Origin of the sequence: Candidatus Coxiella mudrowiae, from assembly GCA_001077715.1 — a bacterium.
In the GTDB taxonomy this organism is placed as follows: domain Bacteria; phylum Pseudomonadota; class Gammaproteobacteria; order Coxiellales; family Coxiellaceae; genus Coxiella; species Coxiella mudrowiae.
Map to the genome: position 1 here is coordinate 1,344,291 of CP011126.1, position 23,786 is coordinate 1,368,076.

A 23,786-nucleotide genomic window follows, 5' to 3' on the forward strand; every position below is an offset into this window, starting at 1 on the left:
ATAACGTACTTGAGAAGGGTTAGGAATCCAATGGTAGGATTATTCTCCTTGTTTCAAACACACTTTGATAAATAAATCGATATCTCCATCTAAAACAGCCCGAGTGTTACTCGTTTCAACTCCAGTTCGCAAATCTTTTACCCGCGAAGCATCTAAAATATAAGAACGAATTTGACTCCCCCAACTAATGTCTGACTTAGAAGCCTCAAGAGCAGCTTGTTTCTCACACTGCCTTAGCATTTCCAACTCATAGAGCTTAGCTCGGAGCTGTTTCATTGCTTGAGCTTTATTCTTGTGTTGTGATCGATCACTTTGGCATTGGACCACAATACCACTGGGCATATGAGTAATACGCACCGCTGAATCTGTTCGATTTACGTGCTGACCACCAGCACCGCTAGCACGGTAGGTATCAATTCGCAATTCAGCGGAGTTAATTTGAATATCGATATCTTCTTCTACTTGCGGAGAAACAAATACAGAAGAGAAGGATGTATGCCGACAGTTGCCCGAATCAAAAGGCGATTTCCGAACCAAACGATGGACTCCGGTTTCCGTGCGTAACCATCCGTAAGCATACTCCCCTTGGAACTCCACAGTGGCACTTTTAATGCCAGCCACTTCTGCCGGAGAAACTTCCATTAACCTGGTAGTGAATCCGTGTTTATCCCCCCAACGCAAATACATGCGCAAAAGCATTTCTGCCCAATCCTGTGCTTCCGTTCCGCCTGAGCCCGCTTGAATATCTAAATAGGCATTTCGGGAGTCCATTTCTCCAGAAAACATCCGTTGAAATTCCATCTCTCCAATTTTATTTTGCAGGCGTTCGATTTCATTATTTAATTCTTTACGCAAATCAACGTCTGGTTCTTCTTTAAGAAGATTGATTAATTCAAAAGCATCATTGATTCCTTGTTCAACTTCATCACATCGCCGAATAAGGGTTTCCAATTCGGATCGTTCACGGTTTAAGGATTGAGCTTTTTTAGGATTTCCCCAAAGAGCTGGATTTCCCAATTCACACTGAATTTCTAATAATCGCGTTTTCTTGACGTCAAGGTCAAAGATACCCCCGCAAGGCTTGCCCACGAGCCTTGAGGTCATTAAGTTTTTCGACTAACGCATTGATTTCTAACATTTTCCTCTCTTACAAAGAATGTGGCTCTTCCCTATCTTGAGCCAATCGAAGATTAATCGCAATTTTTTCCTTGTCAGATAAAGAATTCCACTGACAAACTTCTTCAAAAGTACGCCCACAGCCAATACAAATTTCGTCACCCAAGGCCGTTGCACTGCAAATACCAATGCAAGGGGAATCCGTAAGGTCGCGATCACCCACTACATTCACATTATTCTCCTTCTCATTTTTTTCACCGGCCGCTCCGAACAAGTATATAATTTTCTAGTTGTCCTTCAAAAGGGATGTACAATGAAAATTGAAACGAACTTTTAGTCCACTAGTCATACTTCTTATTTTCAATTAATCAGATGATTGCATCTGCTTGGTTTTTGGGGCATTATTATGCAGCGAAAACCGCAGGCTCTGTAGCACTCTCATTTCATGGTTGATAGGCGGTGAGCCATGGTACTAATCATCACTTTTACCATTTTCAGAATTGTCTACTATGTTTCCTGTAGCGGGAGGAGTAGCACAAATTTCTCAATACAGCCATGGAATGACTACGAGTTTTGTTAAATTAGTGGATAAGTTGGATTTCCTCTGGCTTTCGTGCGTCACAATGCCGCCAATGAAGTTCAAGCCATTTTGTAATATAGAGCAGTATTTTTTTTCCCGATACCTCACGCCATCTCTAAGGCAAACAACATGCCCTTACGCACATAGGGCTATTGGAGGCCACTCTATTTAATGGTTTTTCTTATGTTGGTTGTGAATATCGAGAGTGTTCGTCATCTTAGTCCGCTCGAATATGTTAATGACTGCTTTTATGTTAATGACTGCTTTTAAAATTGGGATCATAATTCTCATTGCTATCACACTATTATCAGTGAATTTTCATACACAAAATTTTTGCCTCTATGAAGGATTTCCTCCGCTGAGATGGCATGGTATTGTTAATGCGGTTGCGATGGGTGGGATTGGCTTTGCTTTTACTAGGTTCCGTCATGGCCTCGAACTAGCAGCAGAAACTCAAAATTCTAAGCGTGCTATTACTCTCTCGCTTATTCGTTCTGTTATCTGCTGCTTATATTACTGTATTGTCTTTTTCAAGTGGTGTTCTGGAACTCTTCATAGTTCTTCCTTAACCACTCACTGGGTGGGCAAAATTGACTTGACATGATGATGTTCGGTCCTTTTTTGGGTATGGTTGCTCTATTCAGTTTGGGTTGGCTCGTATGTCTGGTTTATGCTAACGCTGTGGTTTCACCCCTGGGAAGTAGGCTGGTTTATGTAACGTCCACGTCGCGCATCGTTTATGGAATGAGTAAACACCAACATTTCCCTACCTTTTTTATACAAGTCAATAAAAAATCAATTCCTATTTGGTGTATTGCATTAAATTTTTTAGTAGGACTTTTTTTATTTTTGCCCCTTTCTGGGTAGCTAGGTAGCAAAGCATGATTAATTTTGTGGATGGAAAAGCATAAAAAAATTATTTATTGCCATTCTAATTGTGGTTGTCTTTTTACTTTTTTCAAAGACTTAAAGGTCGATCGCTTCGAAAAATTCAGTTTAAGTCCAGTCTATGGCTAATTATCTATGTAGCACAACATTAATATCTTATTTTTTAGGATCCATCGGAGGGGAGGTAAGGGGGTAATCCCTTTCGGTTAGCATTTTTTAATCATTGCACTTTTCAAGGCTATGACTTTACTCCTTGCTGTCAAATGCTTGAACCATCATCCCTTCGTTGTTTAAAGCGCAGATAACTAAAAACTTACGACATTTTCTAATTCCCTTGCGTTTTTTTCCCCTTAAGTTTATTCTCTTTAAAACTTTAATAAGGACTTAATCCAATGCGACAGGTACCTCTAAAAAATCACTCTATTTTCTCATCTTATTTCGCTATTCCTTTCATTTTCGGTGAACGCCAATGAATACCTATGATTTTCAATTCATGAAAGAAAATAATAAAAAAATTAGTATAGTAACCTGCTACGATCATTGGTCCGCTTATATTATTTCACAGAGCCAAGTCGACTGTATTTTAGTAGGGGACAGTCTTGCTATGGTCATGTATGGTCATTCAACCACTCTCCCAGCAACTGTAGGCATAATGGCGCAACACATCCAAGCTGTGGCGAAAGGCGCCCCTAATAAATTTCTCATTGGAGATATGCCTTTTTGCTCCTATCGTAAAGATTTAACTACCAGTATGACAGCCATCGAAAAACTCATGCAAGCAGGAGCCAACGCTATTAAACTAGAAGGCGCTGACGGCAATTTAAAATTAATCGGCCACGTCGTAAAATCAGGCATCCCTGTTATGGGGCATCTTGGGCTGACCCCTCAATCCATCCATGCTATCAGTGGTTTTAAAGTTCAAGGTAAAAATCAATCGGCGGCTGATAAATTAAAGAAGGATGCTGAAGCACTAGAAAATGCAGGCTGTTTTGCTCTCGTATTGGAATGTATGCCTAGCAATTTAGCCAAAGAAATAACAAATTCTATTGCCATTCCAACAATCGGTATTGGGGCAGGTCCTTATACTTCAGGGCAGGTTCTCGTATTACAGGATCTATTAGGCATGAATAATCAATTCAAACCTAAGTATTTGAAAAAATTCTTAGATGGCTTTGAGCTCATTAAAGATGCATTAAATAATTTCAATCAAGAAGTAAAAACCTCCACTTTTCCTAATATTGAAGAACACTGCTATTAAGAAAAAATAACTTATGCTTGAAATAATTAACAGAATGACTGAGTGGGTATCAATCCGAAAAACTTTACCAAAAGATACTATCGGCTTTGTGCCAACTATGGGAAACCTGCACGCCGGACATGCAAGCTTATTACAACGATCGAAACAGGAAAATAAGTTAACCATTTTAAGTTTGTTTGTTAACCCTACCCAATTCAATGACCATAATGATTTTAAAAATTATCCTCGCTCGATAGAGCAAGACATTTCGTTAGCCAGAAACTGTGGCGTCGATTACATTTTAATACCCTCTTATAAGGACCTGTATCCTGACAATTTCACTTATAAAATAATTAACACTACTCCACCATATCAAGAAGTGATGTTTCGTCCAGGTCATTTCGATGGAGTTTTAACGATTGTGATGAAATTGTTACTTCTGGTAAGACCAACTCGCAGTTATTTTGGTGAAAAAGATTATCAGCAATTGCAGCTCATAAAAGGGCTAGTTGCGGCCTTCTTCCTAGAGACTGAAGTTGTGGGATGTGAGACTGTTCGCACCGAATTTGGTTTGCCTTTAAGCTCGCGGAATAACCGTTTGACAAAAGAACAATTTCAATTAGCAACATACTTTTCTAAAATTTTCCACTCGTCCCTTTCCTGTGATCAAATTAAAAATTTATTAATTCAAGAAGGAATAGCTGTCGATTACATTGAAGACTATGAAGGGCGACGGTTTGCAGCAATTCACATTGGCGATATCCGATTGATTGATAATATTCCTCTTTCAGAAGGAAAATAACCTTATTTATGCTCATTACAGTTTCAAAATCTAAAATATCCTAGGCCACCTACGCCACCACTATCACTTAAAAAGAACTTTTTTATGTAGGGAATTACTTATCGACTAATCTATTATTGACAATCTATTATTGAACAGGCTCGTCTCATCGCCAATGAACAGGTATATGTAGTAAACCTCAGTAATGGTGAGCGCTTTGAAACATATGTTATTCCTGGCGAACGCCATAGCCGTATCATCGCTTTAAATGGGCCCACTGCTCGAAAAGGCGAAATCGGGGATTAAGTGTTTATTTTATCTTATGCATTAATCAACCCCGATAAAGAAGAAGTGACTCCTAGTTTAGTAGAGATAGCAAAGAAGGGGATAATCAAAATGATCCTGTGCCTGAATGTAGGAAATAGTCATTTTTATGGCGGAGTATTCCAAAAAGAAAACCTGATATCCTTCGTTATCCAAGCACAACCACTTGCAATTCAGACCAATTAGGCATTTTTTTAAAAACCGGTGTTGAGAGAAAATGAAGTTGCAGCAGAAAAAATAACCCAAGTGGCTATAAATTCAGTAGTCCCCGTCCCCTCTTTGGATTATTCTATCCGTGCAGCATTTCTAAGATACTTTAAAAATAGATCCTTAAAAATAGATCCTTTTAAAAACCCCGGGGTTAAAACTGGATTAAATTAAATTATAAAAATCCTCAGGAAATTGGAGTGGATCGCATTACCAATTTCGTAGCTGCTAGTCATCAATTTCCTCACAATGATATTATTATTGATTTGGAGACAGCTATCACTTTTGACATTCTTTCTTGCGAATGAATTTATTTAGGTGCAATTATAACCGCAAGCATCGGCTTGTCCATGAAAGTACTCAATGAAAATACTGCAAAGTTACCTCTAGTCCCTATCGTTCAACCAAAAAATATTTTGGGTCAAACGACCGTAGCAAATATCCAAGCTGGCTTATTTTATGGGAACTTGGGAGCTATCAGAGAGATTATCCAACGAGTACAAACTGATGTGTTTAAAAACAAAGACGTGATGGTCATCGGCACAGGCGAATTTGCCCACCTCTTTGAAAAGAAAAATATATTTACACTTACTATTCCGGATTTAGTGTTACAAGGATTATTATTCGTATTAAGGAAAAGTTTATAAGAGGGTTCTTTTATGTCACCTTGCGATACAGCTAAATGGCTCTGGCAAGCTCTGTCTCGACATTTCAATAATCCTCGTTACATTTCTTTGGAAGAAATGCAAATATATCCTGGCTAAAGTCATTAATGAAAATCAGAATAGGTTACTAGCTCTCTGTTCAAAAGAAAAAATATTGTTAAAAGACATTGCTCGAGAATCTTATTTAAATCCTAAGCATTTCCTTAGCATTTCCTTGAAACTATTTTCCCTTTAATGATTTGGGAATAGCTGGAAGCTAACAGATCTAACTTTAATCATTTTGTTTTTCTAGAACAATTAGGTGCCATCGGTCACCCAGACCACCCGGCACCTAAAAATAAATCAGGGCTGTCTTATGAAGAGAGTCTCAAATATTCGCTTGAATTTAATTGCCCGTTATGACATTTCTTTTATTACATTACACAAGTCGTGTGCTCATCACAAAAGTTTAAATAATGATAAAATAATCAATACACATTTCGAAACGAACTTTCCGGATACCTTATCTTGCCTGGAAAAAAGAAATGGAGAATAACCAATTTACTCAAAAATATTATTGGCTATTTACCCCTATTACCTATCCACCCTTGGCAATATAAAAATGAATTGAATAAATTTAAGCATTTGATATTATAAAATAAACTTTTAACTCTTCACTTTTCCTCGCTAACCGTCACTCCTACTCTATCCTTTCGCACGGTCATTCCTATCGGAAAATCACTAAAATCACACATTAAACTTCCTATTGGCATTTGCATCACCAGCACAATGCGCAGCGTTTCACCTGGAACCAGTCGGATGAGCTCTCGCGTAGGAAAATTATTATTAGGTCAGATCTTAAAAAGAGAAAATTATTTTTCAAAAAGCTTTTATCTTTGCGAAGATATTCTCGGTGTTCATCTGCAAGCACCCGAGTATGATTACAATAACCAAGGCCATCTGAGCATTTTAATTCGCAAAAATCCACTTACTCTAATTAAAAAATCAGAAATAATTACTCCTGTTGCTACACTCTTTAGCCCGTCGCCCCTCTCCCAACTTCCAATATTAATTGATATTATAGACTCAAAAAAACATTTTCTCCGCCGCAAAGACTTTCGATTATTTTAGACAGTATGCAGCCCTTACACTGGAAGCTACCTTATCTCTGTATCTCATTTACGGGATAGCAATAGAAGCCCATAAACAAAATACCTTGGTAAAATATTTAAGAAAGGGATTCCCCAACGACTGGTAAACCGCGATTTGGGCGGAATCCGCATTCATATACTAAACCCCTTACTTACAAGATCAAGGTTTCTCATTACTCCAAGATATTCCAACGCTCATTTTAACAACCGATCCCGTAGTTGCTACGTTATAAACTTTTGTATACAGTTTATCAAATCCATCTCCGAAGTCTCATAGATTGTATTTCTATCTATCCACTACAACATCCCTTCGGAAACGCTTTGGGCTTCAATTGCAAAATTAACTCTGGATTGTTTTTCGGAAGTAAAGCAGCGCATGCCCCAATTTCGCTGGGAAGCTGAATATCAGGGCATCCTGGAGGAGAATTGGTCTATTAAAGCTTCTTACCCGCATGAAACTAACCAATGCCTCTGATTATATTCAATATTGACAGTAGAGAAAATCCTTTACGCTTTAGATCTGCTATTTCTGACCCTCCCTCCTACTCCGTAATTCGAAATTCTTATTTTTCGCTACTTATTCTGAGTTCTCGAAATTACCACAGAATCTCTGGCTACACCAAAGCTCTAATTCGCTAAAGTGGAAAACCCTTTAAGCAACTACTATATTCAAAATGAAAGCAAGGAGGCTCATGAAATGCTGGGGAGGTTTTAAGCATTTTTCCTTATTCCTCATTTTGAGGTTATCAATTAATTTACTATATGCTAATGAAATCGCCATAACCATCGACGATTTGCCTTTTATAGGAAGTGTAAATGGCAATGCAGCGAAATACCGTCGAGAACATGACCGCTTTATGAAAATTCTCCAAACGCTTAAGCAATATCATATTCCAACCACAGGCTTTGTCATTGCAGGTTCCATTGAACCCGGGCAACGAAAATGGCTTAAAACTTTCAAACAAGCAGGATATGGGCTTGGTAAGCATACCATACCTATTCTCATTGTATTGAAGATATTATCAAACTGTATCAGAAACACGGTTACCAATTTGTAAACTTATTGGAAGCGCTTCAAGACTCCTATTACGGATACGCAAAATTGGACCCTCAAGATTTTATACCTCAAAAAACTATAACGGCTCTGAACAGCAATCATCGAGAAAATCCATAATCACTTACTACTTAATATTTGTCCGTAGGGCAAGGTGGTTTAAGGGAGCTTAAAGTTTTATTTAGCACGAAATCTTCATTTAAGGATCTTCATTTAAATAAATTAGAAAATTTCTAATATAAATATAATCTTGGAAACGCGTAACTGTATACTTAGGGTGGCTGGGAATTAAAAAGACGAAATTCTGATCTCGGATGATTCAAATAGCACTCCACTATATAAAGATTTTGCTTCAGTACGTCAAAAGTTTTTGGCTCAATTAATCTTATATTACTTTTACTTTCTTCAGTTATATCTTCCAACATTTTATTAAGAAAAATTAAACAATCATGGCTTTGTCTACTAAAATGAAATCTTCATCTACCATTAAAAGGAATACCAAAGTGTGTGGTTGAGATATTATCGCTCCGTTTTTTAACAAAGTTTTAGCTATTACGGAGTGATTAAAAAAAATCGCAGCATCAAGTAGCTTTTAAATAAATTTCTAAATAAAAAGCGAGTTCATTTTTTTCATAAACACCACTAAATTGAGCCATTCGAACAAAGAAAAACTGAGAAAGTACGAATAGGTCATTGTAATTTTTGGGAGTATGTCCGCAGTGTGATGTAAACACGTCATCCCAAGCTCTGTGAGGAATATCTCCAAATTAAGCACCGAACTAAAATAACTTTTTCATACGCGCTCGGGATGACGTGCTTTATTAGGGTGTTACTCATCACAAAAGAACAGTCTTGGTATTGACAACATTAGGTATTGTTTGTTGGCTGGGATAGAGATTAAATAAATTCCTTCATAAAGCATTCCACTCTTCCGAATGCTTCGGATAAATTAAGTCAATCAAAGCCTAATCGGAAGTGGTTATTTAAATTATCGAAAAGTGTTCCTGGGAGGAAGATGACTCCTTCTTCAGCAATCAGTTTGTCGGTATATTGGGTTATATCAACCTTCGTGATTAAAGGGGGGAATTAATAAACCCCACGTTAGACCAGTACCATTCGAACAGATTGCAATAGTGAGAAAAAATCATCCAATAAATCTAAATTCTTATTGGTTATAGCTATATTACATTAATGATGGCTTTCTTATTTCTTAAGGCAATTAAGGCCAAAATTTCGTTCGGGGCTCTATTACAGATAGTTATATAATTTTTATAAGAAGCAAGTTCGCTGATTAATGATTTGTTTGATGAAGGCAGCCAACCAATGCGTAACCCAGGCAGTCCAAAAGTCTTGGACATAACGCTCAAGCTTAAAGAATTCTCGTAACAATCAACGGCGGCTATCAAACGATCGGCTAAATCGTATTTAGAAAGTCGATAAACCTCATCACTAAATAGAAGAGCCTTATGTCGTTTTACAATACTGATAATTTCATTGAAGATAGATTGGGTCGGTTAAAAAGAAGTCAAATTATGCGCGAAGTTAATAATGACTAATTTAATATGATCCGTCATCATCTATTCAAATTTTTCTAAATTGAAGGACCAAGTATCGTTTTTCCAATCTAATTTAAATTCAATTACTTTAGCCTCAATCGCTTTGAGAACTTCCTTGAGAGATTGATAACAAGGCGTCATTACGATAACTTTTTCTTCGGCTTTAAGGAGCGCGCACGCACGCATTGCTAGATAAATCGCTTCTTCTGTCCCAGAAAAAACTAAAATATGATTCTTAGTTTTATATAATTTTCTAATTTCTTCTCGCAATAAAGGCAGATCGTAGATTTTGATGTAGCCTAAATTCAATTCACTTTTCGGGAATGCTTTTTTTACTAAGCGTGGGCTTTTTTTAGGGGAGGGGAGGATGATTTTTACAATCTCGGTTCCCTCATTTTTCCTCTGCCTACGATGAATCGGAAGAGGATGAAGATTTTTTTACCGACGAATTCTACAAAAACTTCCGCAGAAGAATAGCCTCATACATAAACCAGCTCATCAATAAAGTTAAAATCTTATTCTTTTCTGAGGCTAATTCAATTACTCCTCCTCAGAATGAATCTTCCAATAATCAGGACAAGATCACCAGATCAAGACCTTGCTAGAAGAGTGATAGGATCAAGTCTTTATTTATCACAGTTTTTAATAAAAACTGTGATAAATAAAGACTTGATCCTATCACTCACACAATTGGAAAAGACCTGGTTTTATTGGTGGGCCGTATAGGATTTGAACCTATGACCAACGGATTAAAAGTCCGCTGCTCTACCAGCTGAGCTAACGGCCCACAAAGGTTTAAAACCAGTAATGATAACGATTTTTGACGAAATAACAAGTCATCAAGGGCCTAGAAGGTCTCTTTTTGAATCCTACTATGCCTCCTCCTTTGATGGTTCAAGGAAATGTGAGCGCCACGGTAGTGGATTTTACTCCATTCATTCACAATGAAGCATGGATATGCGGGGCATTTAGTTTATTAGAACTTAATAGTAGCCGTTGGGCATCCTAATGATTTTAGGCACTATCACCTACCCTTCCTACTATTATCACGTTCTCACTTCTCACCGCTATGCGACTGAAGTTAAGCTAATAGAAATCGCAAGTCGACTCGAAGCCTTTTAAATTAGCATACTTCTTACCGAGATGCTAAGCTCCCTAAACTAGAAATCGGACATGAGTCCAAAGTTATTATTTCCAACTCACTCATCTCACCGACGAAAATTATTCAATTAAACCCATTCTGCAAGGACATCAAAATAAAGGACCTTTGCGGTAATCTCTAGTTAGATGAGACAGGACATCGAGACGCGAGGAAAGCGTCTTGTTAGTAAGGTGTTAGGATGACGGCCGTTTTTCGAAAACCGTTTCTATTATCAACAAAAAGACTCCTGCGCAAATAGCACCGTCAGCGATATTGAAGGTGGCATAGTGCCAATCCTTAATATGGAAATCGATAAAATCAATCACATACCCTAAGCAAACTCGATCGATAAAATTGCCTAATGCACCCCCAACAACCAATGAAAGACCAACAGCCTTCCACTTATCGGAATGCTGTATTCGGCTTAGCCATATCATAAGAAATACGCTAACTATCAAGGAAATTAGGGCGAAAAGATAAATCTGCCAGCCACCACCCTCAGTACCCCAAAAACTAAAGGCAGCGCCGGTATTGTAATGCAATGTTAAATTCAACCAAGGAAAAATTTTAATGGGCCGGCCAAATGCCAAATGATGAACTATTAAGTATTTTGTCCATTGATCTACCACAATAATAAAAACACTCAACCATAACCAAGGTAATGCTTTTTTTTTCGAAGTTATTTTCACTTTTTCAAACTCACTATTCTTCGACTGAAATTCTTTGCATCGGCGAAGTTAACGTTTTCCTTATCAGGCGAATCGCCGTTCTTCCCCATCTCCAAAGGCATTACTCACACAGCGCTCACACAAATCGGGATGTTCCTCAATTTGACCCACACTGGGCTGATGTTGCCAACAACGAGCACATTTTTTGAATTCAGAAACGCGAATTTCTAAAACTAACTCGGGAAGATTCGTACTGAAGGCTTCTTTGGTTTTTTCTTTAATCGGGAAAACTTTTGCTTCAGAAGTAATTAATACAAAACGTAATTCATTGCCAAACTTGGCAAGAATTGGATACAAATTTTCATCGGCATACAATAAAATTTCTGCTGCCAACGCAGAACCAATCTTGCCCTCATTACGGTAGCTTTCTAACGCTTTATTAACCTCATCGCGAACTTGCAACAACACCCGCCACTCCTGATCCTCTTCTTCACGCAGTTTAATTGCCGGAAAATCCGAAAACCATTGCGTTAAGAAGACAGATGCTTCGCGATCATTCGGCATAAATTGCCAAATTTCATCCGCAGTGAAGCTGATAATAGGAGCAATCCAGCATACAAAAGCCTCTGCAATATAATATAACGCCGTTTGTGCCGAGCGTCGGGCTAAGCCTGTTTTTTTACTGGTATACAGACGATCTTTCAGAATATCCAAATAAAAACTGCCCATCTCAACAGTACAAAAATTATGAATTGCTTGATAAATCGTAGGAAACCGATAGTGATCGTAAGCGGTTATGATTTTTTCCTGAAAACGCTGGGTCACGACGATAGCCCATCGATCCAATGCAACTAATTGTTCTGTCGCCACAGAGTCTTTTCTTGGATTAAAATCATATAAATTTGATAATAAAAATCGCGCGCTATTACGAATTCGTCGATAAGCATCTGAAGCACGTTTTAAAATTTCATCCGATACATTCACTTCAACAGTATAATCCATAGAAGCAGCCCATAATCGCAGCACATCAGCGCCTAAATTTTTCACTACATCAGAAGGTAAAATAACATTGCCTAGAGATTTGGACATCTTTCTGCCTTGGCTGTCAACCACAAAACCATATGTCAATACGGCTTTGTAAGGCGCTTTATTTCGAATGGCCAAAGCAGTTAATAAAGATGATTGAAACCAGCCTCGATGCTGATCTGAACCTTCTAAATAAAGTTCAGCAGGTACATGCAATTCCGGTCGCTCTTCCAAAACACTAAAATGAGTTACGCCAGAGTCAAACCATACATCTAATACATCCGTTACTTTCTCGTAGCGTTCAGCTTCATCACCTAATAATGTTTTTGGCTCTAAATCAAACCAAGCATCGACACTATTTTTTTCAATTAATTGTGCTACCTTTTCCATTAAAGCGGGCGTGTTGCGATGCAAATCTCCTGATTGTTTTTCTATAAACAAAGGAATTGGAATTCCCCATAACCGTTGCCGCGAAATACACCAATCGGGACGATCGGCAATCATCTTTCCAATACGCGCTTGACCCCAAGTAGGAATCCATTTTACTTTTTTAATCTCTACTAATGCGAGATTACGCAATCCTTTTTTATCCATACCAATAAACCATTGCGGGGTTACCCGAAAAATTAATGGGGTTTTATGGCGCCAACAATGTGGATAACTATGTTGAATAGTTTCGGTATGTAATAAATGTCGACTATTCGCTAACAAAACAATGATGGGCTCATTGGCTTTAAAGACGGATTGTCCACCAACCAAAAACGTTCCTTCAACGAAACGACCACGCGCATCGACGGGATTATTGATTGGCAAATTATATTTTTCTGCAACAAAATAATCTTCCAATCCATGTGCAGGCGCAGTGTGGACGTTTCCAGTTCCCACTTCGGTAGTGACGTGTTCGCCCAGAATAATCGGCACAATTCGATCAAGAAACGGATGTTGTAACTGGATACCCTCTAACTTTTCACCTTTTAAATTGCCATGCACTTCATAATTGTCAATACCATAACGTTGCATCGTCTTGTCGACTAAATCTTTAGCTACCACCAGATAAGTAGGTTGGCTGTGCAATTCACTTTTTACCAGGGCGTAATGCAAATCAGGATGAACACTGATCGCTTCATTAGCTGGCAACGTCCAAGGTGTCGTGGTCCAGATGGGTATTATTACCAGGGTCTTTTCACTTTTAACTCCAAAACGTCGACGCACCTCTTCAAAATCAACTGCCTCAAAAACCACATCAATGGAAGGCGACGCTTTATCGCGATATTCCACTTCCGCTTCAGCCAATGCAGAACCACAAGCTATACACCAATGAACTGGTTTTTGTCCCCGAAGCAAATGGCCATTCGCCACGATTTTAGACAATGAGCGAACCGCATCTGCTTCGTAATGAAAATCCATAGTCAAATACGGATTTTGCCAATCTCCAATTACTCCCAACCGTTTGAAATCTTCTCGCTGTAACTCTATTTGCGAGGCTGCATAATCACGACAAGCCTGGCGAAACTCATTTGCAGATAATTTTTCTTTACCCACATTTTTTTCAACGTTCAGTTCAATTGGCAAACCATGACAATCCCAACCGGGTACAAAAGGGGAGTCGAATCCGCTCAATGTTTTTGATTTCACAACAATGTCTTTGAGAGTTTTATTAAAAGCAGTTCCTAAATGAGCACGACCGTTGGCGTAGGGGGGGCCGTCATGCAAAATAAATTTCGACCGACCGTTACAGGCTTCACGGATTTTTTGGTAAAGATCCAATTCTTGCCAGCGCGCTAATATTTCTGGCTCCCGCTGAGGCAAATTAGCTCGCATGGGAAAGTCAGTTTTTGGAAGATTTAAGGTGTCTTTGTAATCAGTCATTCTCAGAGGTGCCTTTTTCCACTTTACCTTTGCCAAAGATAGATTGATTTAAGAACGCGAGATTACCAAAATAAACGACTTCACCGTTGCCCGCAACACGAACATCCAATTTCCGATTAACATGAACTGCAGACCAAGCTGATCCTGCCAAATATAAACCCATCGTTTCCGTAATCAAACGACGCTCATCAACACGCCCTTGTCCCACAACGTTAATTGACGCTTTATCCACCTCTTCCCTTCTAAAAATAATTGGCTGCTGCCACTAACATGAACATCCAAACTATCGCTATCAATAGCTGTGGCATCTATTTTTATGGCACCAGCAGTAGCCAAGCTTTCCATTTTCTTCATGCTGATTTCCACCGTAATTGGATGGGCGAGAATCAATTGATAACCATTTTAGGCTAAATTTCTAAAGTATCGTCTTTTACGCTCGTAAAATATAAGGTTTAATATTATCGTTGGTTTTTACTACCACTTTTTGCAATTTTCCTACTATCACAACTATTTTCAACTCCCCAGCAGCGCGAATATGTTCAAACGAAGGTACTTCACGAGCCTGGGAAATAACCTTGCCGCTTCCCTTTATAGTATTCCGATCGCAAGCCGCCAATACCATCACCACAACGATGATAATGACTAACCTAAGAAAAGATTTCATCGGTTCCACTCCTGTCGGTTTTTAATGAAAAATATCATACTCGATCATTTTACTTTCGTCATTCATCAAAATGAGCAGGCCTTCAGGCGAGGTCCTAAGGGGCAGATAGAATCATTCATTTGAAAAATATTTTTTTGCCTCTGATACGTCTTGATACATTTGCTTCACTAAAGCATCCACCGACGGAAAATGCTCTTCAGATCGCAATTTATGTAAAAACTCGACTCGCAAATAGTTGCCATAAATATCACGAGAGAAATTAAACAGATACACTTCTAATAACATCCGGGTTCCTCCAAAAGTAGGGCGTACTCCTAAACTGGCGACCCCTTGAAAGACTTTCTCCTCTAAATAAGCCCGGATTACAAAAATACCTGTCAATGGCACTTTATCTCTATACAGATTGATATTAGCTGTCGGAAAGCCTAATGCACATCCGCGTTTTTCCCCAGAAATGACCTTACCACAAAGCCAATAAGGATGACCCAACAAACTCCGTGCCAAATCCATATTTCCCTTTTCCAACGCATGACGCACTCGAGTGCTACTAATTCGTTGTTCTTCATAAAGAACGGATGCCATTTCTATGGCTTCAAAACCATAATGTTCCCCTAATTTTTTAAGTAGCTGATAATCGCCTGCGCGTTTGGCGCCAAACCGACAGTCGTCTCCCAGAACAATGGCTTCCACTTCTAGTTGATCCACCAAAATTTCTTTAACAAAGTTTTCAGGGGATAGATTTGCCAAGGCTTGATTAAAGCGAAAGCACACAAGGAAATCGACTTTCCATTCTTGAAATGCCATCCATTTTTCCTGAAATCGCATCAATCGCGAATCCGCTTGGCTTTTCGCAAAAAATTCTTTAGGTTGAGGTTCAAAAATAATAACTGCCGTAGGTAAATTTAATTTCTGTCCCAAGGATTTTAATTTTGTAAGAAGTGATTGGTGACCTAAATGCATCCCATCAAAATTTCCTAGTGTGACAACGCAACCACCTATTTTTTTTTTTAAAGGGTATTTACCACGTATTAATTCCATGATGTTAATCAATCACAACCGGAGACCGTAGATCAGAAAGTTTTAGTCCTGAAATCCACAACGTCACTAAATAAGTAAAAAATCCCAACAAAATAACAACTAGCAAATGCCAAATCCGTTCTCCCACGGACCAAACCAACCATCGCCCAATATTCCCAGAAAACCAAACAATGACAAAACCCATTACAAAATTAGCCACTACTAATCGGAAAATTAATTTTGACCAGTTTGGAGCAGGTCTGTAAATCGAACGCCGCAATAAAAAATATAAAAGAAGGCCTGCATTAAAAGCAGAGGCTAACGAGGTGGCTAAAGCCAGCCCCGCATGGGCAAGAGGATGGATAAGTAACACGTTTAAAATAAGATTAGCACCCATCGCAGTTGCCGCAATTTTTACAGGAGTTTTTATATTCTGGCGGGAATAAAAAGCAGATGCCAAAATTTTAACAAGCATGAATCCCGGCAAACCTATCGAGAATACCCACAGACTTTTTCGAGTCATAAAAACATCGTGTGCCGTAAAAGCACCGTGATAAATCAATGTCGCTAACAAAGGGCCAGCTAAAATAAATAAAGCTACAGCAGCAGGAATACCAATTAATATTGCCATTCTCAAAGCCCAATCGAGCGTAGCGGAATAAGCGTTTGCAGACTGTGAACTATGATGGCGTGACAAATTGGGCAACACTACAGTCGCTAAGGCAACACCAATAACCCCGAGAGGCAAATACGTTAATCGATCGGAATAATACAACCACGAAATACTTCCAGCGGCTAAAAAGGAGGCGAAAAAATTATCGATTAATAAACTAATTTGAGCGACAGAAACACCAAATAATGCCGGCACCATCAATTTTAGAACCCGAATTACCCCGGGATCACGCCACCACCATTTAGGGATAGGAAGAAATCCTAAACGATATAAAAAAGGGAGTTGGGTAGCTAATTGTAAAAGACCCCCGATTAGTACCCCCCAAGCTAAAACGTAAATGGGGGTTGAGACATGAGGCGCCCACAACCATGCTACCGCAATCATGGCAATGTTTAATAACACAGGAGTAAATGCCGGTACGGCAAATCGGCTGAACATATTTAATGTAGCTCCAGCAAAGGCAGTTAAAGCAATTAATAATAAATAGGGAGAGGTAATTCGCAACATGTGGGTGGCGTAAGTCAGGCGAACAGGATCCCTCACGAACCCCGGCGCGAACAGCATAATGACCAAGGGAGCAATAATTTCAGCAAGCGCCACAATGACCAGCAAAGCCGTACCTAAACTTCCAGAAATTGCATTGATAAATTGATGGACTTCTTTCTGCGAGCGATGGATTCGATATTCCGCTAATACCGGCACAAAAGCCTGAGCAAAAGCCCCTTCACCAAACAATCGGCGCATGAAATTAGGGATTTTGAATGCAACTACAAAGGCATCAAACGCAGGTCCAGCGCCAAAAATTACAGCAAGCACCACATCTCGAGCAAATCCCACCAAACGGGAAATGAGCGTCATACTAGAAACAATAAATGTGGATTTGAATAACTTACGGCTCATAGAGCGCTTCTGTTATTGAGAGCAAGGTGGTAAGGATATCGCAGGCTCATTCTATTGACAAACGCCGTGTAAAAACGGCATATTGTCTGGCTCGGATAAAAGATTTTGGAGGATATCCATGGCTAATACTCCCCAAGCAAAAAAGCGTGCGCGACAAAATCAGAAGCGACGACTACACAATGCAAGCCAACGTTCGGCCGTTCGCACGATCGTGAAAAAAACATTAAAAAGCCTCCAAGCCAATGATCATTCTGCTGCACAAAGTGCTTTCCAACAGGCCGTCCAATTACTTGATAAGGCCGCAGGCAAACGGATTATCCATCCAAATAAAGCAGCTCGCTTGAAAAGCCGCTTAAATCAAAAATTAAAAGCGTTAAAATCCTAAATAGGGCGAGCTAAAATAAAAAAGCTTAGGTGCTTAAGCTCCCATCGCGTATTACTTTTTCTTTTCAATAAATTCCATCAAATCGTAACATAACTTCCATAACTTCTGAGTCCCTTCGTATTTGAGTGCTGAAATTTTATAGACGGGGCCGTGCCAATTAAGTTCCTTAATAACCGCTTTGCAACGCGGCTCAATCTCCTCTGGAGGCAATAAATCCGTTTTGTTAAATACTAACCACCTTGGTTTTTCTAAAAGCTGGCTGCTAAATCTTTTAAGTTCATCTACAATTGCTTTCACAGCTTGAACCACAGAATCCAGCCCCTCTACCGGGGCTGTATCGACGATATGTAATAGAATTTGAGTTCGTTCGAGATGCCTTAAAAATTGGATACCCACTCCTGCTCCCGCGGTGGCCCCTTCAATAATGCCGGGTATGTCCGCAATGACAAAGCTTCGATATTCTCCAATCCGCACTACCCCGAGATGAGGGTAAAGAGTGGTGAACGGATAGTCGGAAATTTTGGGGGTAGCCTTTGAAACCGCGCGGATGAAGCTGGATTTTCCTGCGTTAGGCAAGCCTAATAAACCCACGTCAGCTAATAATTTCAATTCTAATTTTAATTTGCGTTTTTCACCCTCTTCGCCGGAAGTTGTTTTACGTGGGGCTCGATTCGTGCTGCTCTTAAAATAAGCATTCCCTAAACCATACCGTCCTCCTTGAGCCACACAGAGCTTCTGGCCTTCCTGCATTAAATCGCCAATCAGTTCTTCCGTTTCTTTGTCATAAACCATAGTTCCTAGGGGGACAGACACTACCAAGTCTTCCCCCTTTTTTCCACTACGAAGCTTACCCATGCCCGGTTGGCCATTTTGTGCTCGTAATAGTCGTTGATACCGAAATTCTACTAAGGTGTTAACAGATTTATCGGCAATAAAATAAACGCTCCCACCCTGTCCACCATCACCACCATCAGCCCCCCCTCGGGGAGTAAACTTCTCTCGACGAAAACTTAAGCAGCCGTACCCACCATTTCCGCCTTCTACTTGCACGAATACTTCATCTACAAATTTCATGATTGCAATTATACTAACCAATTCTCGGGAGCAGAGAATATAAATGTAATGCTAGCAATAGAAGGGTTGTTTAGTAAATCAAATAAATAATACTATAGCCTTCCATCTTGAAGAGACTGGCAAGTGAGGTATCTTGAAAAGACTAAATCTCTTCCATAGGTTCTATAGAAACGTAATTACGTTGGTTGATTCCTTTACGCGTAAATTTAACCTTGCCATAAACTAAGGCATACAAAGTATGATCTCGACCCATACCCACATTTTCTCCCGGGTGATAATGGGTGCCCCGCTGCCGAATAACGATATTGCCAGCGACTACTCGCTCACCTCCAAAACGTTTTACACCCAACATCTTTGGATTAGAGTCGCGACCGTTTCGTGTGCTACCACCCGCTTTCTTATGAGCCATTATCTATTCCTCTTTTTTCTTTTCTCCGAGACCGATATCTGATACCGGTAACTTTTACTGTAGTAAAATCTTGTCGATGCCCCATGCGTTTCATATGATGCTTACGCCGTTTAAATTTGATGATATTAATTTTAGAAACTCGGCCCTGATCAACAATTTCCGCTGTTACTTGGGCGCCTTTTACTTGAGGAGATCCAATGTGTAACTCATCGCCTTCCCCGATTAACAATATATCGTCAAATTTCACAGAAGCACCAATGTCTTGAGCTAATTTCTCTATTTTTAATGTTTGACCTTCGGTAACCCAATATTGTTTACCGCCGGTTCTAATGATTGCATACATTGCAAATCTCCATCGAACAATGAAGAGGATGCATTTTACGGAATCTTTCAGTCCCTGACAAGCCATAAATACAATGCCTAATAGTTCTAGCTAAGATTCTGGTCTTGACACAACCGCCACCACCCTCCTAACATGGAATGACATGAAAGCCATTGAAATCATTTCAGATACGTCTCCTTCTCTGGAATCGCTTCGATTTCCCATAAAACAGGATCTGAAGGCTGTCGACGCTCTTATTCTCAACAAGCTTTCCTCTCATGTACCCCTGATACGAACGATTACTCATCATATTATTCGAAGTGGAGGCAAACGTTTGCGACCGTTGGTTGTGCTCCTAGCTGCTCGAGCCTGTGGTTATGATCAAAACACCGAACATCACGAATTAGCTACTGTCGTTGAATTCATTCATACCGCTACTCTACTGCATGATGATGTCATCGATAAATCTAATCAACGTCACGGCCAACAAACCGCTAATGCAAGGTGGGGAAATTCTGCGAGTGTATTGGTAGGGGACTTCCTCTATTCCCGTGCTTTCCAGATTTTGGCCAAACGCAAAAATATTCCCGTCATGAAAGTATTGGCTAATACGACCAACGAAATTTCGGAAGGAGAAGTCTGGCAGCTTATGAATCAAAACGACCCTAACATTGAAGAGTCAACTTATTATGAAGTGATTCGCCGCAAAACAGCCCAATTGTTTTCCGCCGCTGCCGAAATTGGCGCAATTATTGGAACGAAAAACGAGCCCCTACGAAAGGCCATGGCTTCCTTCGGCTTACATGTGGGAATGGCCTACCAAATTATTGATGACCTTCTCGACTACAGCGAGGATTCTTCTAAGTTGGATAAAAATATCGGCGATGATTTGGCAGAAGGAAAAGCGACACTACCATTAATTTATGCCAAACAAAAAGCTAATCTTCGAGAAGTCGAGCTTATTCGTGAAGCTATTAAAACAGGAGGCTTGAAGAATCTACCCTCCATTATGCAAATTATCTCTGATACTAAAGCTCGAGAATATACCCGACAATGCGCTGTTCAAGAGATTGAAAAAGCACAAATTCAATTACAACAATTACCCCCTTCTCCTTTTCGCTACAGTTTGGAAGCGTTAGCAAAATTCGTCGTAAGCCGCCAATATTAATAATTTGCGATACGGCTGCTCATCCAGTAAACTCTCTGCGAAAGACAAGTTTCCTTACACTCCTCCCCAGGATCTCTAAAAAATAAAATTAGGCGAGCTTAGTTTAGGTTTAGGTGAAACGAAGAAAGGGTGTCTGACGAATTACGTCGTGTAGCTGAGCTTGGTAGAGCACTGCCCTTCGGGAAGTAGGCACCGGCGGTTCGAATCCTATTCTCACCCCGATTAAATAGGGTCTTTGGGTAGGCTCAAAAAGGTCTCTAGCGAGATTGTTTTGCGACGAAAAGAGCAACCTCACCGATTACTTTTATTTCAACCTAGAAAAAAATGACTTTTTAACATGATTTCTAATCCTACTTTATCATCTTGCCAATTTTAAAAATACCTTTTTTTGTTATAAACGGTAAGTAACTTAGCCAACCAATTGGATTTCTGATCTTGGCTATTCTTAATTTAAGTCTTCATTTAAGTCTTCAAGTCGAGCAATTAGGTTTGCAACTTGGCAATTGATAAATATCTATGAAATAACTGGCGCCCAATCCAAGCGCCACTTAGATAATGGTCGTTAGCTGCAGAACAAAAAATTTACTAAATTTCAAAAAGTTGAGAAATTTAACTTATACTCAACTGTAATAGAATAATAGAATTATATTTCAAAATTAGCATGGGGAGATGTGTTATGAAGGATATTCTCCGAATAGTCGGATATTTTGTATCTTTAGTGCTGTGAGCTTTGCTTTTGCTGATAATTCAGTAACCATACATACAAAATAACCCCACTTAACAAGTCTGGGTGCTTATTCGAGACCAAACGGGCATAAAACACCGTTTAGGGGGGGGATAATTGTATTAGGGGCATGCCACTTACAAATTTACAAATAGACACTTAAGTGAAACTACGGTTTTCAAATTTTCTATTAAATTAGTAAGAACTGTTACGTAGTTTGTGAAACGAAAAGCTCACCTCCTTTACAAGGAGAGGTTGTTATATCTTCGGATTCCTCCCTCTAAAAATATTGTACTTTTAATGGCACACCTGTATCCAGCGGCTCGGAACTCATCCATTTTAAATTTTTCAATGCCTGTCTCGTGCAATAACGTCGAGCAAAATAACTATAAATATTAAATATCTTTAAAAATTTATAGAGAGGTTTTCCATAAGCATGATTCAATATTTTCTCTATTATCAAATTGGATTCATCTCCAATACCACTTTTCCGGTAACTATGAAAAGCCTTACCAGGATCAGATTATTCATTGAATATTTTATATATTCGCTCACGTATTCGCTCACGAATTGATTGATCAAATTAGCTTCTTGCGGATCCAAGACAATAACACGTTTAGCATCATCAAAACTCAATAGTAAATTTTTTATTTAATTTACTCATGACCTCTAAGGGTCTACTAAGTAATGATGTAATAAAGATACCGGATGTACATCATTCCAGAACATATAACCATGAGATCGAAATTATAAGCCTCAGGGTTATCATAAATTTTATTAAATTCTTGGTACATATCAAAAAGTCTTGGTACATATGAAAAAGTTCAATAGAACAATCGTTATTTTCCTGACTAAATCTATTAACCTCTTCTTTAATAGGTAATTAAAATATTCAACTACTTCTGTCGCCTTTTTCGTTGTTCCTCAGTTCGTTCTTTTTTAGTAACGAGGTGTTTTAGCTAAATCAGGGATTAAACAATATAAAATTCTTGTATCCCGATTCGGTTATTTTTTCAGTTTTTTTATTCTAGCTTTTACAGCATTTTCTGCTGCTGTTATCGTAGGTTCTTTATTGACAGTAAGAAGATCGTTAGACACCGACCATTCAAAAATCAAAGTCTAAATTTTAATTTCCTCCGAAACACCTTTTTGTTTTTCCTCTGCTAAGAATATTTTTCGTTGTGCTTTAAAGTTGGTAACAATACCTTGGGCTTCCAAAGCTTCAATTTCTGCTTTCGCCTCCTTCCAAGAAACTTTTTTTGATAGATCGAATAGGGTTTTTAACAATGTAATATAACTCGCTTCCTAAACTTCGCATTAGCGAATAATGCGCAGCTGTTGCTCCACCGATAGCATAATTCCTACAGACCTGCTTTCCTGCAAAGTGAATATTGGTTCCTTGGTGAGCTATTTGATAATGATTGAGGTGCTCAAATTCTCTTTGAGAAAAATTATCAAGGTCCAACGAATCATAATAGTCAGCTATTTGCTAAGTCGGGAATTTCTTCTTGATCCAAAGTAGCTTTCTCTAACATTATAGTCATTAACTGTTGAATAGCGGATTAAACTAAAAAGTCAAGCCAAACTCGTTCATTGGTAACCCCCCCCAATCCCGATTTATTTATGTCTGTGCCAAAAACAGGAAAAACAAAAAGATACTTATGATCCATTCTTCCTTCATCTATCATACTATCGCCAAATCCTATCAATCGTGATATTTTAATTTACATTTTTTGATTTATTCCAAAAAAAGGAAACACTCATATTTTTCTCTCTATAAATAAAAAAATTTCCATCAAATTAATAATAAGATAAAAATGTTTTTATAAAAAATTAAAATTAAATTAACTAAAATTTATTTTTTAGAATGGGATAAATTTTTCAAATCTAATCTGGGCGAAGAAAAACAAAATTATCCTAAAGAATTTTTAAAAATTGCTTCTAATTTGCATTTAGTTTTTTTCGAGAATTAATAAAACGTTACTATAAACTATTAAAGGACTAACTCTATGAAAATGACTTTCATAAAATTATTCATAAAATTAATTGTTGTTGGTGGCTTGTTGAGCTTCTTAACCTTAAGCTTGTCGGGTTGTGATTGTCGTACGGTAGGCGCAACTGGTGCTGCGCTAGGTGGCACAACGGGAGCTTTTGTGGGTGGAGTTTCGGGTGCCACCGTAGAGTAGCGCTATTACTCGGTAGTAAGCA

The 23,786-nt window shown here is 38.8% G+C and carries 24 protein-coding genes, 1 tRNA gene and 4 pseudogenes; 14 read left to right on the forward strand and 15 right to left on the reverse strand.

Going from position 1 to position 23,786, the window contains the following annotated elements; all coding sequences use genetic code 11:
* Nucleotides 1-39: 39 nt before the first annotated feature.
* A protein-coding gene (gene prfB / locus CleRt_RS06295; protein WP_157870882.1) for a peptide chain release factor 2 occupies nucleotides 40-1,138 on the reverse strand; the annotation gives its coding sequence in 2 pieces (ribosomal slippage) (nucleotides 40-1,062 and nucleotides 1,064-1,138; 1,098 coding nt in all).
* 9 nt (nucleotides 1,139-1,147) lie between these two features.
* On the reverse strand, nucleotides 1,148-1,390 hold the full coding sequence (locus CleRt_RS06300; RefSeq protein WP_235378942.1) for a DUF1289 domain-containing protein: 243 nt from the start codon (nucleotides 1,388-1,390) through the stop codon (nucleotides 1,148-1,150).
* 544 nt (nucleotides 1,391-1,934) lie between these two features.
* On the opposite strand from CleRt_RS06300, the gene CleRt_RS06305 reads away from it, so the two are divergent.
* From CleRt_RS06305 to CleRt_RS06340, 10 genes and pseudogenes are all read left to right on the forward strand, one after another.
* Nucleotides 1,935-2,300: a hypothetical protein gene (locus CleRt_RS06305; RefSeq protein ID WP_235378944.1), complete on the forward strand. Its 366-nt coding sequence runs from the start codon at nucleotides 1,935-1,937 to the stop codon at nucleotides 2,298-2,300.
* Nucleotides 2,297-2,563 carry an amino acid permease gene (locus CleRt_RS06310; protein ID WP_048875490.1) on the forward strand — a complete coding sequence of 89 codons (267 nt, stop codon included), beginning with the start codon at nucleotides 2,297-2,299 and terminating at the stop codon, nucleotides 2,561-2,563. Before CleRt_RS06305 ends, CleRt_RS06310 begins: the two co-directional genes overlap by 4 nt.
* Before the next feature lie 490 nt (nucleotides 2,564-3,053).
* A complete protein-coding gene (gene panB / locus CleRt_RS06315) occupies nucleotides 3,054-3,842 on the forward strand; it encodes a 3-methyl-2-oxobutanoate hydroxymethyltransferase (RefSeq protein ID WP_048875491.1) in 789 nt (262 codons plus the stop codon).
* Nucleotides 3,843-3,855: 13 nt separating this feature from the next.
* The gene (panC, locus tag CleRt_RS06320) at nucleotides 3,856-4,623 is read left to right on the forward strand and encodes a pantoate--beta-alanine ligase (protein WP_048875492.1); all 768 of its coding nucleotides are present in this window, start codon (nucleotides 3,856-3,858) and stop codon (nucleotides 4,621-4,623) included.
* Between the two features lie 62 nt (nucleotides 4,624-4,685).
* Nucleotides 4,686-4,977: pseudogene (locus CleRt_RS12305) on the forward strand (aspartate 1-decarboxylase); the annotation flags it as partial.
* A 356-nt stretch (nucleotides 4,978-5,333) separates the two neighbouring features.
* Nucleotides 5,334-5,780: pseudogene (locus CleRt_RS06330) on the forward strand (type III pantothenate kinase).
* 324 nt (nucleotides 5,781-6,104) lie between these two features.
* Nucleotides 6,105-6,200, forward strand: a complete 96-nt coding sequence (locus CleRt_RS12310; protein ID WP_235379223.1) for an IucA/IucC family protein — start codon at nucleotides 6,105-6,107, stop codon at nucleotides 6,198-6,200.
* Between the two features lie 297 nt (nucleotides 6,201-6,497).
* Nucleotides 6,498-6,908, forward strand: a pseudogene (locus CleRt_RS12315) (IucA/IucC family protein); the annotation flags it as partial.
* 46 nt (nucleotides 6,909-6,954) lie between these two features.
* Nucleotides 6,955-7,035, forward strand: coding sequence for a hypothetical protein (locus CleRt_RS12320; protein WP_235379225.1), 81 nt, complete (start codon nucleotides 6,955-6,957; stop codon nucleotides 7,033-7,035).
* 585 nt (nucleotides 7,036-7,620) lie between these two features.
* On the forward strand, nucleotides 7,621-7,986 hold the full coding sequence (locus tag CleRt_RS06340) for a polysaccharide deacetylase family protein (protein WP_048875495.1): 366 nt from the start codon (nucleotides 7,621-7,623) through the stop codon (nucleotides 7,984-7,986).
* Nucleotides 7,987-9,160: 1,174 nt separating this feature from the next.
* On the opposite strand, the pseudogene CleRt_RS12325 reads toward CleRt_RS06340, so the two are convergent.
* Nucleotides 9,161-9,955, reverse strand: a pseudogene (locus CleRt_RS12325) (pyridoxal phosphate-dependent aminotransferase).
* 294 nt (nucleotides 9,956-10,249) lie between these two features.
* Nucleotides 10,250-10,325, reverse strand: a tRNA-Lys gene (locus CleRt_RS06350).
* Between the two features lie 75 nt (nucleotides 10,326-10,400).
* Here CleRt_RS06350 and CleRt_RS10305 point away from each other — a divergent pair.
* Nucleotides 10,401-10,547 (forward strand): hypothetical protein, encoded by a 147-nt coding sequence (locus CleRt_RS10305; protein WP_157870885.1) that lies wholly within the window; start codon nucleotides 10,401-10,403, stop codon nucleotides 10,545-10,547.
* A 326-nt stretch (nucleotides 10,548-10,873) separates the two neighbouring features.
* On the opposite strand, the gene lspA is transcribed toward CleRt_RS10305, so the two are convergent.
* The 7 genes from lspA to murJ form a co-directional block, all read right to left on the reverse strand.
* Nucleotides 10,874-11,368 carry a signal peptidase II gene (lspA, locus tag CleRt_RS06355; RefSeq protein ID WP_048875497.1) on the reverse strand — a complete coding sequence of 165 codons (495 nt, stop codon included), beginning with the start codon at nucleotides 11,366-11,368 and terminating at the stop codon, nucleotides 10,874-10,876.
* 63 nt (nucleotides 11,369-11,431) lie between these two features.
* A complete protein-coding gene (ileS, locus tag CleRt_RS06360; protein WP_048875498.1) occupies nucleotides 11,432-14,242 on the reverse strand; it encodes an isoleucine--tRNA ligase in 2,811 nt (936 codons plus the stop codon).
* Complete coding sequence (locus CleRt_RS12330) at nucleotides 14,235-14,474, reverse strand: GIN domain-containing protein (RefSeq protein ID WP_235378946.1); 240 nt, start codon at nucleotides 14,472-14,474, stop codon at nucleotides 14,235-14,237. The genes ileS and CleRt_RS12330 overlap by 8 nt, the downstream gene beginning before the upstream one ends.
* On the reverse strand, nucleotides 14,417-14,596 hold the full coding sequence (locus CleRt_RS12335) for a hypothetical protein (protein WP_235378947.1): 180 nt from the start codon (nucleotides 14,594-14,596) through the stop codon (nucleotides 14,417-14,419). The genes CleRt_RS12330 and CleRt_RS12335 overlap by 58 nt, the downstream gene beginning before the upstream one ends.
* 76 nt (nucleotides 14,597-14,672) lie before the next feature.
* Entirely contained in the window at nucleotides 14,673-14,906 is a 234-nt protein-coding gene (locus CleRt_RS12340) for a hypothetical protein (RefSeq protein WP_235378948.1), read from the reverse strand.
* 111 nt (nucleotides 14,907-15,017) lie between these two features.
* Nucleotides 15,018-15,944 carry a bifunctional riboflavin kinase/FAD synthetase gene (gene ribF, locus CleRt_RS06370; RefSeq protein WP_048875815.1) on the reverse strand — a complete coding sequence of 309 codons (927 nt, stop codon included), beginning with the start codon at nucleotides 15,942-15,944 and terminating at the stop codon, nucleotides 15,018-15,020.
* A gap of 4 nt (nucleotides 15,945-15,948) precedes the next feature.
* Nucleotides 15,949-17,496 carry a murein biosynthesis integral membrane protein MurJ gene (murJ, locus tag CleRt_RS06375; RefSeq protein ID WP_048875499.1) on the reverse strand — a complete coding sequence of 516 codons (1,548 nt, stop codon included), beginning with the start codon at nucleotides 17,494-17,496 and terminating at the stop codon, nucleotides 15,949-15,951.
* Nucleotides 17,497-17,614: 118 nt separating this feature from the next.
* Here murJ and rpsT point away from each other — a divergent pair, with 118 nt between their 5' ends.
* Complete coding sequence (rpsT, locus tag CleRt_RS06380; protein ID WP_048875500.1) at nucleotides 17,615-17,881, forward strand: 30S ribosomal protein S20; 267 nt, start codon at nucleotides 17,615-17,617, stop codon at nucleotides 17,879-17,881.
* Between the two features lie 51 nt (nucleotides 17,882-17,932).
* Here rpsT and cgtA read toward each other — a convergent pair whose 3' ends face one another.
* The 3 genes from cgtA to rplU form a co-directional block, all read right to left on the reverse strand.
* Nucleotides 17,933-18,955 carry an Obg family GTPase CgtA gene (gene cgtA / locus CleRt_RS06385; RefSeq protein ID WP_048875501.1) on the reverse strand — a complete coding sequence of 341 codons (1,023 nt, stop codon included), beginning with the start codon at nucleotides 18,953-18,955 and terminating at the stop codon, nucleotides 17,933-17,935.
* Nucleotides 18,956-19,097: 142 nt separating this feature from the next.
* Entirely contained in the window at nucleotides 19,098-19,364 is a 267-nt protein-coding gene (gene rpmA / locus CleRt_RS06390) for a 50S ribosomal protein L27 (protein WP_048875502.1), read from the reverse strand.
* Nucleotides 19,354-19,707 carry a 50S ribosomal protein L21 gene (rplU, locus tag CleRt_RS06395; protein WP_048875503.1) on the reverse strand — a complete coding sequence of 118 codons (354 nt, stop codon included), beginning with the start codon at nucleotides 19,705-19,707 and terminating at the stop codon, nucleotides 19,354-19,356. The genes rpmA and rplU overlap by 11 nt, the downstream gene beginning before the upstream one ends.
* A gap of 142 nt (nucleotides 19,708-19,849) precedes the next feature.
* Between rplU and CleRt_RS06400 the strand changes: the two genes are divergently transcribed.
* Nucleotides 19,850-20,854 (forward strand): polyprenyl synthetase family protein, encoded by a 1,005-nt coding sequence (locus CleRt_RS06400; RefSeq protein WP_048875504.1) that lies wholly within the window; start codon nucleotides 19,850-19,852, stop codon nucleotides 20,852-20,854.
* 1,843 nt (nucleotides 20,855-22,697) lie between these two features.
* Here CleRt_RS06400 and CleRt_RS10310 read toward each other — a convergent pair.
* On the reverse strand, nucleotides 22,698-22,865 hold the full coding sequence (locus tag CleRt_RS10310) for a hypothetical protein (protein ID WP_157870886.1): 168 nt from the start codon (nucleotides 22,863-22,865) through the stop codon (nucleotides 22,698-22,700).
* 728 nt (nucleotides 22,866-23,593) lie between these two features.
* Between CleRt_RS10310 and CleRt_RS14250 the strand changes: the two genes are divergently transcribed.
* Nucleotides 23,594-23,764, forward strand: a complete 171-nt coding sequence (locus tag CleRt_RS14250; protein ID WP_157870887.1) for a hypothetical protein — start codon at nucleotides 23,594-23,596, stop codon at nucleotides 23,762-23,764.
* The last annotated feature ends 22 nt before the right edge of the window (nucleotides 23,765-23,786 follow it).

Bases quoted from the DNA above. Each gene is read 5' to 3' on its own strand.
- rplU (WP_048875503.1), bottom strand. From the start codon at position 19,707: ATGTATGCAATCATTAGAACCGGCGGTAAACAATATTGGGTTACCGAA.
- cgtA (WP_048875501.1), bottom strand. From the start codon at position 18,955: ATGAAATTTGTAGATGAAGTATTCGTGCAAGTAGAAGGCGGAAATGGT.
- murJ (WP_048875499.1), bottom strand. From the start codon at position 17,496: ATGAGCCGTAAGTTATTCAAATCCACATTTATTGTTTCTAGTATGACG.
- CleRt_RS14250 (WP_157870887.1), top strand. From the start codon at position 23,594: ATGACTTTCATAAAATTATTCATAAAATTAATTGTTGTTGGTGGCTTG.
- ileS (WP_048875498.1), bottom strand. From the start codon at position 14,242: ATGACTGATTACAAAGACACCTTAAATCTTCCAAAAACTGACTTTCCC.
- rpsT (WP_048875500.1), top strand. From the start codon at position 17,615: ATGGCTAATACTCCCCAAGCAAAAAAGCGTGCGCGACAAAATCAGAAG.
- CleRt_RS12340 (WP_235378948.1), bottom strand. From the start codon at position 14,906: ATGAAATCTTTTCTTAGGTTAGTCATTATCATCGTTGTGGTGATGGTA.
- CleRt_RS06340 (WP_048875495.1), top strand. From the start codon at position 7,621: ATGAAATGCTGGGGAGGTTTTAAGCATTTTTCCTTATTCCTCATTTTG.
- panB (WP_048875491.1), top strand. From the start codon at position 3,054: ATGAATACCTATGATTTTCAATTCATGAAAGAAAATAATAAAAAAATT.
- panC (WP_048875492.1), top strand. From the start codon at position 3,856: ATGCTTGAAATAATTAACAGAATGACTGAGTGGGTATCAATCCGAAAA.
- CleRt_RS06310 (WP_048875490.1), top strand. From the start codon at position 2,297: ATGATGATGTTCGGTCCTTTTTTGGGTATGGTTGCTCTATTCAGTTTG.
- rpmA (WP_048875502.1), bottom strand. From the start codon at position 19,364: ATGGCTCATAAGAAAGCGGGTGGTAGCACACGAAACGGTCGCGACTCT.
- ribF (WP_048875815.1), bottom strand. From the start codon at position 15,944: ATGGAATTAATACGTGGTAAATACCCTTTAAAAAAAAAAATAGGTGGT.
- CleRt_RS06305 (WP_235378944.1), top strand. From the start codon at position 1,935: ATGACTGCTTTTATGTTAATGACTGCTTTTAAAATTGGGATCATAATT.
- CleRt_RS12335 (WP_235378947.1), bottom strand. From the start codon at position 14,596: ATGAAGAAAATGGAAAGCTTGGCTACTGCTGGTGCCATAAAAATAGAT.
- CleRt_RS06400 (WP_048875504.1), top strand. From the start codon at position 19,850: ATGAAAGCCATTGAAATCATTTCAGATACGTCTCCTTCTCTGGAATCG.